Source organism: Streptomyces sp. NK15101 (genome assembly GCF_020400725.1).
Taxonomy (GTDB): Bacteria; Actinomycetota; Actinomycetes; order Streptomycetales; family Streptomycetaceae; genus Streptomyces.
In genome coordinates this window covers 1-12,587 of sequence record NZ_JAINVG010000132.1, presented here as the reverse complement: position 1 = coordinate 12,587, position 12,587 = coordinate 1, and the positions used below count along the sequence as shown (strand labels likewise).

Annotated in this window: 12 protein-coding genes; 4 read left to right on the top strand and 8 right to left on the bottom strand. The window is 72.5% G+C overall.

The window, feature by feature from the left end; translation table 11 throughout:
• Nucleotides 1-124: 124 nt before the first annotated feature.
• Entirely contained in the window at nt 125-280 is a 156-nt protein-coding gene (locus K7G60_RS36440; RefSeq protein ID WP_225805256.1) for a hypothetical protein, read from the top strand.
• Here K7G60_RS36440 and K7G60_RS36435 read toward each other — a convergent pair.
• A complete protein-coding gene (locus K7G60_RS36435) occupies nt 259-1,968 on the bottom strand; it encodes an IucA/IucC family protein (RefSeq protein ID WP_225805255.1) in 1,710 nt (569 codons plus the stop codon). The genes K7G60_RS36440 and K7G60_RS36435 overlap by 22 nt on opposite strands.
• Nucleotides 1,969-2,041: 73 nt before the next feature.
• Here K7G60_RS36435 and K7G60_RS36430 point away from each other — a divergent pair, with 73 nt between their 5' ends.
• Entirely contained in the window at nt 2,042-3,616 is a 1,575-nt protein-coding gene (locus K7G60_RS36430; protein ID WP_225805254.1) for an IucA/IucC family siderophore biosynthesis protein, read from the top strand.
• Nucleotides 3,617-3,625: 9 nt separating this feature from the next.
• Here the strand turns inward: K7G60_RS36430 and K7G60_RS36425 are convergent, their stop codons facing one another.
• Nucleotides 3,626-4,966 (bottom strand): esterase-like activity of phytase family protein, encoded by a 1,341-nt coding sequence (locus tag K7G60_RS36425; protein WP_225805253.1) that lies wholly within the window; start codon nt 4,964-4,966, stop codon nt 3,626-3,628.
• Nucleotides 4,967-5,173: 207 nt separating this feature from the next.
• On the opposite strand from K7G60_RS36425, the gene K7G60_RS36420 reads away from it, so the two are divergent.
• Nucleotides 5,174-6,319, top strand: a complete 1,146-nt coding sequence (locus tag K7G60_RS36420) for a winged helix DNA-binding domain-containing protein (RefSeq protein WP_225805252.1) — start codon at nt 5,174-5,176, stop codon at nt 6,317-6,319.
• On the opposite strand, the gene K7G60_RS36415 is transcribed toward K7G60_RS36420, so the two are convergent.
• From K7G60_RS36415 to K7G60_RS36395, 5 genes are read right to left on the bottom strand one after another with little or no spacing between them, the layout of a single operon-like run.
• Entirely contained in the window at nt 6,313-6,948 is a 636-nt protein-coding gene (locus K7G60_RS36415; protein ID WP_225805251.1) for a potassium-transporting ATPase subunit C, read from the bottom strand. The genes K7G60_RS36420 and K7G60_RS36415 overlap by 7 nt on opposite strands.
• 22 nt (nt 6,949-6,970) lie before the next feature.
• Nucleotides 6,971-9,079, bottom strand: coding sequence for a potassium-transporting ATPase subunit KdpB (gene kdpB / locus K7G60_RS36410; protein WP_225805250.1), 2,109 nt, complete (start codon nt 9,077-9,079; stop codon nt 6,971-6,973).
• Nucleotides 9,076-10,740, bottom strand: a complete 1,665-nt coding sequence (gene kdpA / locus K7G60_RS36405; RefSeq protein ID WP_225805249.1) for a potassium-transporting ATPase subunit KdpA — start codon at nt 10,738-10,740, stop codon at nt 9,076-9,078. The genes kdpB and kdpA overlap by 4 nt, the downstream gene beginning before the upstream one ends.
• Nucleotides 10,741-10,749: 9 nt before the next feature.
• The gene (gene kdpF / locus K7G60_RS36400; RefSeq protein WP_033204243.1) at nt 10,750-10,839 is read right to left on the bottom strand and encodes a K(+)-transporting ATPase subunit F; all 90 of its coding nucleotides are present in this window, start codon (nt 10,837-10,839) and stop codon (nt 10,750-10,752) included.
• Nucleotides 10,836-11,078 (bottom strand): hypothetical protein, encoded by a 243-nt coding sequence (locus tag K7G60_RS36395; protein ID WP_225805248.1) that lies wholly within the window; start codon nt 11,076-11,078, stop codon nt 10,836-10,838. The genes kdpF and K7G60_RS36395 overlap by 4 nt, the downstream gene beginning before the upstream one ends.
• 186 nt (nt 11,079-11,264) lie before the next feature.
• Here K7G60_RS36395 and pucL point away from each other — a divergent pair, with 186 nt between their 5' ends.
• The gene (gene pucL / locus K7G60_RS36390; protein ID WP_225805247.1) at nt 11,265-12,182 is read left to right on the top strand and encodes a factor-independent urate hydroxylase; all 918 of its coding nucleotides are present in this window, start codon (nt 11,265-11,267) and stop codon (nt 12,180-12,182) included.
• Between the two features lie 5 nt (nt 12,183-12,187).
• On the opposite strand, the gene crcB is transcribed toward pucL, so the two are convergent.
• Nucleotides 12,188-12,544 (bottom strand): fluoride efflux transporter CrcB, encoded by a 357-nt coding sequence (crcB, locus tag K7G60_RS36385; RefSeq protein ID WP_225805257.1) that lies wholly within the window; start codon nt 12,542-12,544, stop codon nt 12,188-12,190.
• Nucleotides 12,545-12,587: the final 43 nt, after the last annotated feature.

Below are 12,587 nucleotides of genomic sequence, written 5' to 3'. Positions count from 1 at the left end.
CCGCATCGGCTGACGCGGCGCCCCCGCGCCGGACCGGGCGTCCGGCCGTCCCCGGGAGCGGTGGCCGACGTCCGGGACCGGGCCGAGGCGGATGGGCCCGCCCGGCTCGGCCGCGGAGCCGCTCGTGGTCCTGACGCCCGGCGTCGGTCGCTTCGGCCGCTTCCGGCCGCTTCCGGCCGCTTCCGGTCGCTTCCGGTCGCTGGGCCGCGTCCAGCACGGCCCGGAGCCCTTCGACGGACTCAGGCCCGAACAGGACCGCTACGGCGTGTACTTCCCCTGACCTGCGGGGGTGTCCGCGAGCGGGTTGGACACGGGGATCCACTCGTCGTGGTCCGCGCCCCGCAGACGCATCAGGGTGAGGGCCTTGACCCGGAGCTCCGGGGCGAAGAGGGCCGCCCGGTCGGCGCGGTTCTCCGGCGTCGCCGGGAGGCCGTCACAGGCACGGTCGGCCGCGGCGGCGACGACCGCCCAGAGCCGGGCCCCGGCGGCCCGGTCGCGGTCGGCGAGGGCGGAGACCAGGATGCCGAAGGTGGTCCCGAAGAGGTGGCCGAAAAGCATCGTCCGGAGCACGGCCGGATCGTCGTCGATCACCCGTCCGCCGACCGGAGCGGCGTCGAAGCCGTGCCGGGCGAGACGGGCCGGGCTCAGCCGGACGTCGGCGAGGTCGCGGTAGACGAGCCGGCGGGGCCGGGCGTGCGCGTCGAGCACGAGCAGGAGGTTCTGCCCGTGGGCGGCGGGGGCGACGCCCCGGCTCAGGAGGCGGAGGAGCGGCGGGACCGCGAGGCCGGCGAAGGCGGCCAGCCAGTCGGCGCCCGCGTCCGGGGCGCCGGCGGACGCCAGGAGCGTCCGGATCAGGGGCGGCCCGTCGCCGGCGGGGCGGGCGGCGAGCGCCGCGACCGGCACGACCCTCTCCCCCGCCCGCAGGCCCGCGGCGTCGGACGGGGACTCGCGGAGCAGCACGGCGAGGTCGCCGCTGGGCTCGCCGCGCACGAGCGCGGAGGCGCCGGCGAGGTTGCGGGTGATCCGCAGCGTGTCCGAGAGGTCGGCCACGACGTGCGCCAGCAGGTCCGAGAGCGGCGCGCTGTTCTCGACGCCGCTCGCCGAGATGTCGCGGATCGCGCTGGTCATCCGCGTGGTCAGCGCCGTCTTCAGGTGCGGTCCGCCGGCGAGCGGCGCGAGGGTCCGCACGCTCATCAGCGGCCGGGCGGGGATCGCTCCGGTGACGGACGGCCGGTGCCCGAGCCCCGGCAGGACGTGCTCGCTCTGCCAGGGGTGCACGGGCAGCAGCAGCCGGTCGCCGTCCCGCAGCCACTCCGGCCACGCGCCCGCGACCCGGCACCGGCCGGCGGGGACCGCCACCAGGTCGAGGCCGACGACGGGGCGGTGCTCGGGGGCGTACGCGAGCTGCTCGGCCACGGAGAGCCCGGGGCGGCTGCGGCAGCAGGGGTGGTACGGGTGCCCGTCGACGATGCCCTGCTCGACGTGCGCGAGCGGGTCGACGCCACCGGGTCCGCAGTCCCCGGCGGCCGCCCGTGCCGCGCCCGCCCGGGACAGCGCCAGGGAGGCGACGCCGTGGTCGAGCTCGGCGACGAGGGGGCCGGCGCCCGGGAGGCGGAGCGCGGCGAGGAGGGCGGCCGGGTGGTCGTGGGCGCGGCCGTCGAGCCGTACGGTCGTGTCCTCGCCGGGAACGACCAGGTCGTACGGGAGCCGGGGCGGCCCGCTCAGGACGTGCCCGTCGGCGAACCGCACCCGCCCGGCGCACCCGTCGCGCTCCACCGCCCCCGGCAGCGGCTCGTGCAGCAGCGCACGCCACAACCGGGCGAGGACCGCCGCCCGGGCCGGGGCCAGCTCCTGCCGGTAGGCGGGGAGGAGCCGGGGAGCCGCGTCCGCCAGCTCGGCGGCGACGGCCGCCTCGGGGGCGCGCGGCGCGTGTCGTGCGCCCGTATCGTGATCCGGAGCGGAGTGCATGAAGGCTCACTACCCTGCGCAGGATGTCCCTACCGGTGGACGACCCGCCGGGGACCGGGTGGAAGGCGCTGTCGTGAGTGAAGCCAAGGGCCGGGCCGACGCCCTCTCCGCCACCGCCCTCCTCAACTGCCTGATCCGGGAGGTGGCCGAGACCGAGCCGCACCCGGATCCGGACCACGCCGTGCACCGGCTCCCGGCGACCGGCCGTCTCCTTCGGGTCCGGGCCGGCCGCCGGCCCGTCGAGCCCTGTGTCCGCACCGAGGGCGGCTGGCTCCCGCTGACCTTCGAGGCCCTGGTGGCGCTGACCGCCGACGAGCTCGGCCGGCGCACCGGCGTCACCAACAGGACCGTCGTCGGCGAGATGACCGACAGCAGGGACGTCGTCGCGGCGCTGCAGGACGCGCGCGCGTCCGCGTGCCCGCCGGAGGACCCGTATCTGCGGTCGGAGCAGGCGCTGCTGGCGGGACACCGGTACCACCCGGCGCCGAAGTCGCGCGGGGCGGGCGCCCCGGAGAGCTGGCTGCCGTACGCGCCGGAGGCGTACGCCCGGTTCCCGCTGGAACTCCTCGGGGTCCGGGCCGACGTCGTCGCGGAGGACGGCGACCTGTCGCTCCTGGACGTGCTGGGCACGGAGGCGCCCGAGGGGTACGTCACCCTCCCCGTTCACCCCTGGGAGCTGGACCTGCTCGGCGAGCCGCCCGCGTTCCGCGACGGGCGGCTGCTGCGGCTCGGCCCCGGCGCGCCCGGGGCGGGACCGGCCGTGCCGACGTCCTCCGTACGGACGGTGTACCTGCCGGAGGCCGACCTCTTCTGCAAGTTCAGCCTGGACGTCCGGATCACCAACGGGAACCGCCGGCTGGAGCTGCGCGACCTGCTGTGGCTGCGGACGATCGCGGACCTCCTCGCGCCGGTCTTCGATCCGCTGCCCGCGGCGGCCTTCCTCGCCGACCGGGGCTACCGCACCGCCGACCTCGGCGGGCAGCACGCCTACGAGGGCTTCGCGGTGATCGCGCGCGACGGACTGCGGCCGCACCTGCTGCCGGGGGTGACGCCGCTGCTCGCGGCGGGCATCGGCGAGGGCTTCCCCGGCAATCCGGTCGACGGGCTGACGCCGGAGGGGGCGCTCGAATGGTGGCGGCGGTACCTCGGCCTGCTCGTGCCGCCGGTGCTGCACGCCTGGCGGACGCACGGCCTGGTCCTGGAGTGCCACCTGCAGAACGTCCTCGTGGGCGTGGACGCCGCCGGCCTGCCGGCGCAGGTGGTCTTCCGCGACCACGAGGGGGTGCGGATCGTCGCCGAGCGGCACCGCGGACTCCTGGACCGGCACGGACCGCGGGGCCCCGCCCCGGCCCTGGACGCGGCGCACGGCTGGGAGCGGCTCGCGTACTGCCTCGTGACGAACAACCTCACCGAGATCGCCGGCACCCTCACCGACCGCCACCCGGAGCTCGCGGGCGAGTTGTGGCCCCTGGCCCGGGCGGTGTTCGCGGGGTACGCGGCGGAGCACGGCGGCCCGGAGGAGGTCCCCGCCCTGCTCGCCTCGCCGCACGTGCCCGCGAAGACCAACCTGCTGCTGCGCTGGCTCGACGCGGACGGCGCCGACGCCCGCTACGCGCCGATGGCCAATCCGCTGCGGGAGACCTCCTGAGGCACGGCCTCAGCGGACGGGGCGGTCCAGCCCGACCCGTACGAGGGTGGTGTCCACGCCGCTGTCGACGAGGCGGCCGTCCGTGTCGAAGGCCTCCGGGCCGTCCGTCATGCCGAAGTCGTTGTCGTTGAGCAGGACGAGGGTCGAGGAGCCCTCGACGGCGACGCCCTCGATCTTCCCGGGGACCCCCTCGACGGTGTTCAGGTCGATCACGAGGCGCTTGTCGAGCACCGGCACCCCGGCCGCGGCGACGTCGTCGAGCTGCTCCAGGGTGGGGCCCGCGGCGGTGTCCCAGGGGGTGCCGAGGATGTCGGAGCCGCTGCGGAGGCGGACCTCGTAGAGGCGGGCGGCCTTGTCGGTGCGCTCCTGGACGAGGAGGCGGTCGCCGCCGACGGCGACGAGCGCGGAGAGCTTCAGCTCGGAGGTCTTGGTCTGGCCGGGCTCGACGACGTCGACGGCGTCGAAGCGGTAGGCGTACTCGGCGGTGACCCGGTTCTCGCGGGGCGAGAAGCGCAGCAGCCTGGTGGTGCGGGAGTTCTCGCCGGAGACCTTGTCGGGGTTGAGCAGCGGGCTCTGCAGGCCGAGGACGAGGTCGCCGTCGGGCAGCAGCGCGAGGCCCTCGAAGCCGCGGTTGACCTTGCGCCGCAGGAAGATCGACGGCAGCGACTCGACGACCGGGTAGTCGGTGCCGGTCAGACCGAGGCCCCGGGGGACGTGCCGGGCGAGGACCCGGCCCTCCGCGGAGACGTGCACGAGCGAGGGGCCGTACTCGTCGACCAGCCAGAAGCTGCCGTCCCGGTCGCGGACGAGGCCCTCGGTGTCCAGGCCGTTCGGGTCGTACGCGAGCGGGGTGGAGGCGTCGTACGAGTACGGGGCCTCGTCGCGGCCGGGTTGGTTCGGCAGGCCGGTGACGGCGGCGCCGGACGCGGTGGTCAGCGGAATGGACTCCAGGACCCGGATGCGGTCGCCGACGGCGCGGATCTTCACGACGGCCGGGTCGAAGCCGGGCACGGGGAAGGTGCGCCGCTTGTCCTTGCCGACCGTCGTCTGGCCGTTGGGGCCCCGGTCGGTGACGGTCCAGTACTCGCCGCGCCGCCCGGCCGGGTACAGGTCGCTGCCGATGCCGCCGAGGTCGACGCCCCGGTCGTCGGCGACGCTGCCCGGCAGCAGGGCGTTGCTGAAGTCGGCCAGCGGGATGTCGGGCAGGGTCGCGGTGGAGACGACCCGGCCGGCGGGGCCGGCGTGGTGCGACGGCGTGGCGTCGGCCGTCCCCACGACCACCGAGAGCGCGAGCGCGGTGGACAGCGGCAGGACCACGAGGGCGGGCCGGCGCAGGAGGCGCGGATTCATCTGAACTCCCTGGATGACGTGGAAGGTCGCCGGTGAGGGCGGCCTCATGGTCCGGTCCTTCGCGCAACACGGGGCGACGTGTTCGCGACGGCGGGGCGAGTCCCGGGTGAACGCGCGCCTCCGTGCCCCCCGCCCAGCAGCGGTCGATGATCAATGGCCACGACGTCACGTCGCGTCAATGTCGGTACGGGGAGGAAGAATCGCGCCATGGTGATCTCCGCGCGCGCCCTCAACCGCTCCACCCTCCGACGGCAGTTGCTCCTGGAGCGCGCGCCGCTCGGCGTCGCGGACGCCGTCCGGCGGGTGGTGGGCCTCCAGGCGCAGCACCCCGGCTCGCCCTACGTGGCCCTGTGGAACCGGGTCGCGGACTTCGATCCGGAGGATCTCGACGGGGCCGTGAGCGGCTTCGAGTTGGTGCGGTCGACGCTGATGCGGCTCACGCTGCACCTGGTGCACGCCGAGGACTACCGGGCCTTCCGGGAGGGCATGGAGCCGACGCTGCGCGGTTCGCGGCTGCACGATCCGCGGTTCACGAGGGCGGGGTTCACGGCCGCCGACGCCGACGCGCTGCTGCCCGGCCTCCTGGCGTACGCCGGGAGCGTGCGGACCGGGGCCGAGCTGCGGAGGCACATCGAGGAGGGCCGGGGCGGGCCGGTGGAGGCCGTCGTCTGGCGGATGGTGCGGCAGTACGCGCCGCTGTGGCACGCGCCGACGGGGCCGCCGTGGTCGTTCGGTGCCGCGCAGGCCTTCGTCACGGCGCGCGAACTGCCGGTCCTCGCCGACCCGGAGGCGTCCGCCGCCGGTCTCGCCGTCCTGCTCCGGCGCTACCTGGAGGGCTTCGGGCCCGCGTCCGTGCCGGACATGGCGCAGTTCACGACGGCCCCGCGCCGCCTGGTGCGGGAGGCGGTGAAGTCCCTGGAAGGGGAGCTGGACCGCCTGGAGGGGGCCGACGGGACGGTGCTGTACGACGTGCCGGGGGCGGCGCGGCCCGACGAGGACGTCCCGGCGCCGCCCCGGCTGATGGCGATGTGGGACAACGTCCTGCTGGCCTACGCGGACCGCAGCCGGGTCCTTCCGGCCGCGTATCGCAAGCACGTCATCCGCGTGAACGGCGACACGCTCCCGGCGCTCCTCGTCGACGGGTACGTGGCCGGGGTGTGGCGGCCGGTCGACGGCGGGATCGAGGCGAGCGCCTTCCGTCCGCTGACGGCCGGCGACTGGGAGGGGCTCGCGGCCGAGGCGGCGTCGTTGGGGACGCTGCTCGCCGACCGCGATCCACGGGTGTACGGACGGTACGACCACTGGTGGGCGAAGGGCCTGCCGGCGGCCGAGACCCGGCTGCTGCCCTACTGACGGGAGAGCAGTTCCCTCAGGGACGAGTTGAGTTGGAGCACGTTGACGCGGGGCTCGCCGATGAAGCCGAGGATGCGGCCGTCGGTGTGGTCGGCGACCAGCTTCTCGACCCGGGCGACGGTGAGGTGGTTCTTCTCGGCGACCCGGCGGACCTGGAGCCTGGCGTATTCGGGTGAGATGTGCGGGTCCAGGCCGGAGCCGGAGGAGGTGACGGCGTCGGCGGGGACGTCGGACGGCTTCACCGCGTGGCCGTTCACCGAGTTGTCCCTGACGACGGCGGTCTTGGCGTCGGTGACCCATGCGATCAGGTCCTCGTTGTCGCCGGAGCGGTTGGTGGCGCCGGAGAGGACCAGCTCGTACCGGGTGTTGGCGCTGTTGGCGCCCAGGCCGTTGGAGGGCCGGGGCTGGAACCAGCGGAGGTCCTCGTACGACTGCCCGATCAGCTCCGAGCCGACGACCCTGCCGCTCGCGTCCTTGATCTCGGAGCCGTTCGCCTTGCCGGGGAAGGCGAGCTGGGCGACGCCGGTGACGGCGAGGGGGTAGAGGACGCCGCAGACGAGGGTGAGGACGAGGAGGGCCCGGAGGCCCGCCCAGAGCACGCGGCCCGTGTTTCCTACGGAGTTGTTCATGGTCGGTCAGCACTCCTTCCGATTAACGCAGCCCGGGGATGAGGGTGAGGAGCAGGTCGATGAGCTTGATGCCGATGAACGGGGCGATCAGGCCGCCGAGTCCGTAGAGGCCCAGGTTGCGGCGGAGCATCGAGTCGGCGCTGCTCGGCCGGTAGCGCACGCCCTTGAGGGCGAGCGGGACGAGGGCCACGATGATCAGCGCGTTGAAGATCACGGCGGACAGGATCGCGGACTCCGGCGAGGCCAGGCCCATGATGTTGAGCCTGTCCAGCGACGGATAGGCCACGGCGAACATCGCGGGGATGATCGCGAAGTACTTCGCCACGTCGTTGGCGATGGAGAAGGTGGTCAGCGCGCCCCGGGTGATGAGGAGCTGCTTGCCGATCTCGACGATCTCGATGAGCTTGGTCGGGTCGGAGTCGAGGTCGACCATGTTGCCGGCCTCCTTGGCGGCCGACGTGCCGGTGTTCATCGCGACGCCGACGTCCGCCTGCGCGAGCGCCGGGGCGTCGTTCGTACCGTCGCCGGTCATCGCGACGAGCTTGCCGCCGGCCTGCTCGCGCTTGATGAGGGCCATCTTGTCCTCGGGCGTGGCCTCGGCGAGGAAGTCGTCGACACCCGCCTCCTCGGCGATGGCCTTGGCGGTCAGCGGGTTGTCGCCCGTGATCATGATCGTCCTGATGCCCATGCGGCGCAGCTCGTCGAACCGCTCGCGCATGCCCTCCTTGACGACGTCCTTGAGGTGGATGACGCCGAGGACGCGCGCGCCCCTGTCGTCCTCCACGGCCACCAGCAGCGGCGTGCCGCCGGCCTGGGAAATGGCGTCGGTGAGTTCCTGGGCGTCCTTCGCGACCTCGCCACCGCGTTCCTTCACCCATGCCACGACCGATCCGGTCGCGCCCTTGCGGACCTTGCGGCCGTCCACGTCCACGCCCGACATGCGGGTCTGGGCGGTGAACTCGATCCAGCCGGCATGGGCGAGCTCGCCCCGGTGGCGCTCGCGCAACCCGTACTCCTCCTTGGCGAGGACCACGATCGAGCGGCCCTCGGGCGTCTCGTCGGCGAGCGAGGAGAGCTGCGCCGCGTCGGCCAGTTCGGCCGCCGTGACGCCCTCGACCGGGACGAACTCGGCCGCCTGGCGGTTGCCCAGGGTGATCGTGCCCGTCTTGTCGAGCAGCAGCGTGGACACGTCTCCGGCCGCCTCGACCGCCCGGCCGGACATCGCGAGGACGTTGCGCTGGACGAGCCGGTCCATGCCGGCGATGCCGATCGCGGAGAGCAGCGCGCCGATCGTGGTCGGGATGAGGCAGACCAGGAGCGCCGTGAGGACGATCATCGAGGTCTGCTCGTCGGCGCCCGCGTAGATCGCGAAGGGCTTGAGCGTGACCACGGCCAGCAGGAAGACGATCGTCAACGAGGCGAGCAGGATGTTGAGGGCGATCTCGTTGGGGGTCTTCTGCCGGGCGGCGCCCTCGACCAGGTTGATCATCCGGTCGATGAAGGTCTCGCCGGGCTTCGTCGTGATCTTGACGACGATCCGGTCGGACAGCACCTTCGTACCGCCGGTGACCGCGCACCGGTCGCCGCCGGACTCGCGGATGACGGGGGCGGACTCGCCCGTGATCGCGGATTCGTCCACCGAGGCGACGCCCTCGACGACGTCACCGTCGCCGGGGATGACGTCGCCGGCCTCGCAGACCACCAGGTCGCCGATCCTCAACTCGGTGCCGGGCACCCGTTCCTCGGCCGTCTTGGTCAGACGGCGGGCGACGGTGTCGGTCTTGGCCCTGCGCAGGGTGTCGGCCTGGGCCTTGCCCCGGCCCTCGGCGACCGCCTCCGCCAGGTTGGCGAAGACCGTGGTCAGCCACAGCCAGGCGGCGATCGCCCATCCGAACCAGTCCGTCGGGTTCTTGACCGCGAGCGCGGTGGTGACCACCGAGCCGACGAGCACCACGAACATCACCGGTGACTTGACCATCACCCGCGGGTCGAGCTTCCGGATCGCGTCCGGGAAGGAGGCGATCAGCTGCTTCGGGTCGAACAGCCCGCCGCCGACGCGGCCGGTCCCGGCCGGCCGGCCGCCGGTGGGGGTTCCTGACCTCGGGGGTCGGGTGGGAGTGATGGTGCTCATGCTGCGAGCCCTTCGGCGAGCGGTCCCAGCGCGAGGGCCGGGAAGTAGGTGAGACCGGCGACGATCGTGATCGTGCCGACCAGAAGGCCGGTGAACAGCGGCTTCTCGGTGCGCAGCGTGCCCGCGGTCTCGGGTACGGGCGTCTGCTCGGCCAGCGAGCCGGCCAGCGCGAGCACGAACACCATCGGCAGGAACCGGCCGAGGAGCATCGCGATGCCGATGGTCGAGTTGAACCACTGGGTGTCGGCGTTCAGGCCCGCGAACGCGGAGCCGTTGTTGTTGGCACCCGACGTGTAGGCGTAGAGGATCTCGGAGAAGCCGTGCGCGCCGGAGTTCGTCATCGAGTGCGCCGGGGTGTCCAGGACGAACGAGGTCGCCGTGAAGCACAGCACGAGCGCGGGGGTGACGAGGATGTAGCAGGCCGCGAACTTGATCTCGCGGGTGCCGATCTTCCTGCCCAGGTACTCCGGGGTCCGGCCGACCATCAGACCGGCGAGGAACACGGCGATGACCGCCATGATCAGCATGCCGTAGAGGCCGGAGCCGACACCGCCGGGCGCGATCTCGCCGAGCTGCATCCCCAGCATGGTGATCCCACCGCCGAAACCGGTGTACGAGGAGTGGAAGGAGTTCACCGCGCCGGTCGAGGTCAGCGTCGTGGCGACCGCGAAGAGCGACGAGCCGCCGATGCCGAAGCGGGTCTCCTTGCCCTCCATCGCCCCGCCGGCGAGCTCGAACGCCGGGCCCTTGCCCGCGAACTCGGTCCACATCATCAGCGCGGTGAAGCCGAGCCAGATCACGGCCATCGCGCCGAGGATCGCGTAGCCCTGCTTCAGGGAACCGACCATCCGGCCGAAGGTCCGTGTCAGCGCGAAGGGAATGACGAGGATCAGGTAGATCTCGAAGAGGTTGGAGAGACCGTTGGGGTTCTCGAAGGGGTGGGCGGAGTTGGCGTTGAAGTAGCCGCCGCCGTTCGTGCCCAGTTCCTTGATGACCTCCTGCGAGGCGACCGCCCCGCCGTTCCACTGCTGCGTGCCGCCCGCGAACTGTCCGACCTCGTGGATGCCGGAGAAGTTCTGGATCGCACCGCAGGCGACGAGCACCAGGGCGCCCACGACGGAGATCGGCAGCAGGATCCGCACCACGCCCCGGACCAGGTCGGCCCAGAAGTTGCCCAGCTCACCGGTACGGGACCGGGCGAAGCCGCGCACCAGCGCGACCGCGACCGCCATGCCGACCGCCGCCGAGACGAAGTTCTGCACGGCCAGGCCACCGGTCTGCACGACGTGGCCCATGGCCTGCTCGCCGTAGTACGACTGCCAGTTGGTGTTGGCCACGAAGGACGCCGCCGTGTTGAACGCCTGGTCCGGGTCGATCGACACGAAGCCCAGCGAGCCGGGCAGCGCCCCCTGCACCCGCTGCAACAGGTAGAGGAACAGGACGCTCACCGCGGAGAAGGCGAGCACCCCGCGCAGATACGCCGGCCAGCGCATCTCGACGTCCGGACGCGCACCGATGGCCTTGTAGATCCACTTCTCGGGCCGGTGGTGCTTCTGCGAGGAGTAGACGCGCGCCATGTGGTCGCCCAGCGGCCGGTACGACAGGCCGAGCGCGACCAGCAGCGCGAGGAGCTGGAGGACTCCAGCGAGAACGGGACTCATCTGAGGACCTCAGAACCTCTCGGGCTTGACGAGGGCGAGGACGAGATAGCCAAGCAGGGCGGCCGCGACCAGCAGGCCGACGATGTTCTCGGCACTCACAGCTTGGCCACCCCCTTGGCGACGAAGGCCACCAGCGCGAAGACCGCGATCGTGGTGACGACGAAGGCCGTGTCGGCCATCGTGAGCTCCCGGATGCTGGAAGAAGGAAGAACGGATTCTCGGACGAGACGAGGAAAACGCCTTTCCGTTCCCGTGCCGCCGCCGTTGACGTGCCCCTTACGCCGCTCATGCCCGTCTTGACGGTTTCCGTACGACCCGGCCCCGGCCCACTCACCCATTGCCAGCCACCCGGAACGCACATATCTTCGAGCCGAAACCTACGGACCGGGATGCTCGTCAGTCCCGGGGCGGTCCGCCGTTCACGGGCCGGACGGCGGGGAGCGACCTCCTGGACGACTCCAGGGCGCTGGACGCCGGGCGTACGGGATATCCGTATCCACGTACCCGCAGGAGCTGAGCAGCACATGAGCAAGCACGTCCTCGCCCAGAACCAGTACGGCAAGGCCGAGAACCGCATCGTCACCGTCACCCGCAAGGGCGGCGACGGCGCGTGGCACGAGATCCGCGACCTGAACGTGTCGGTGGCGCTGCGCGGTGAGTACCGCGACGTCCACCTGACCGGCGACAACGGCAACTGTCTGCCGACCGACACCACGAAGAACACGGTCTACGCCTTCGCCAAGGAGCACGGCGTCGACTCCCCCGAGGCCTTCGGCATCCACCTCGCCCGGCACTTCGTGTCCTCGCAGCCGGTGATCCACGAGGCGCAGATCCGGATCGAGGAGTACGCCTGGGAGCGGATCCCGGTGCCGTCGCGCAAGGAGCAGCACTCCTTCGCCCGCAAGGGTCAGGAGGTCCGCACGGCGCAGATCACGTACTCGGAGACCACCGGGCTCCAGGTCCTGTCGGGCCTCAAGGAGCTGACGGTGATGAACTCGACGAACTCCGAGTTCCACGGCTTCATCAAGGACAGGTACACGACGCTCCAGGAGGCGTACGACCGCATCCTGGCCACCAAGGTCACCGCCCGCTGGGCGAACTCGGCCTCGGCGGCGGCGGACGCGGAGCACGACTGGGACGCCTCGTACGCGAAGGTGCGGCGCCACATGCTGGAGGCGTTCGCGGAGACGTACAGCTACTCGCTCCAGCAGACCCTGCACGCGATGGCGGACCGGGTCCTGGACCACGTCTCCACGGTCAACGAGGTCCGGCTCAACCTGCCGAACAAGCACCACTTCCTGGTGGACCTGGAGCCGTTCGGGCTGAAGAACGACAACGAGGTGTACTTCGCGGCCGACCGGATGTACGGCCTGATCGAGGGCACCGTCCACCGTCAGGGCGTCCAGCCGGTGATCGCGACGAGCGACTGGATCACCGCCTGACCCACTCAGCGGAGCCCGGCCGCCGTCTCCACTCCCAGCCACACGGCTCCGAGTCCGGCGGCCAGGCTCCCCGTCACGTTCAGCGCCGCGTAGCCCTTCGCCCCGTTCTCGTACAGCCGGAACGTCTCGTACGAGAAGGTGGAGTAGGTGGTCAGCGCCCCGCACAGGCCCGTGCCCAGCAGCAGGTGCGCCTGCGCCGAGGTGACGCCGGTCAGGAGCCCGAGGACGAACGACCCCACGACGTTGACGGTGAAGGTGCCCCACGGGAAGACCGAGTCGTGGCGCGCCTGGACCGCGCGGTCGGTGAGGTAGCGCAGGGGTGCGCCGACGGCGGCTCCCGCCACGACGAGCAGCCAGTTCACGCCTGCCTCCCCCGGCCCCGTACGACCGCCCGGGCGGCGGCGA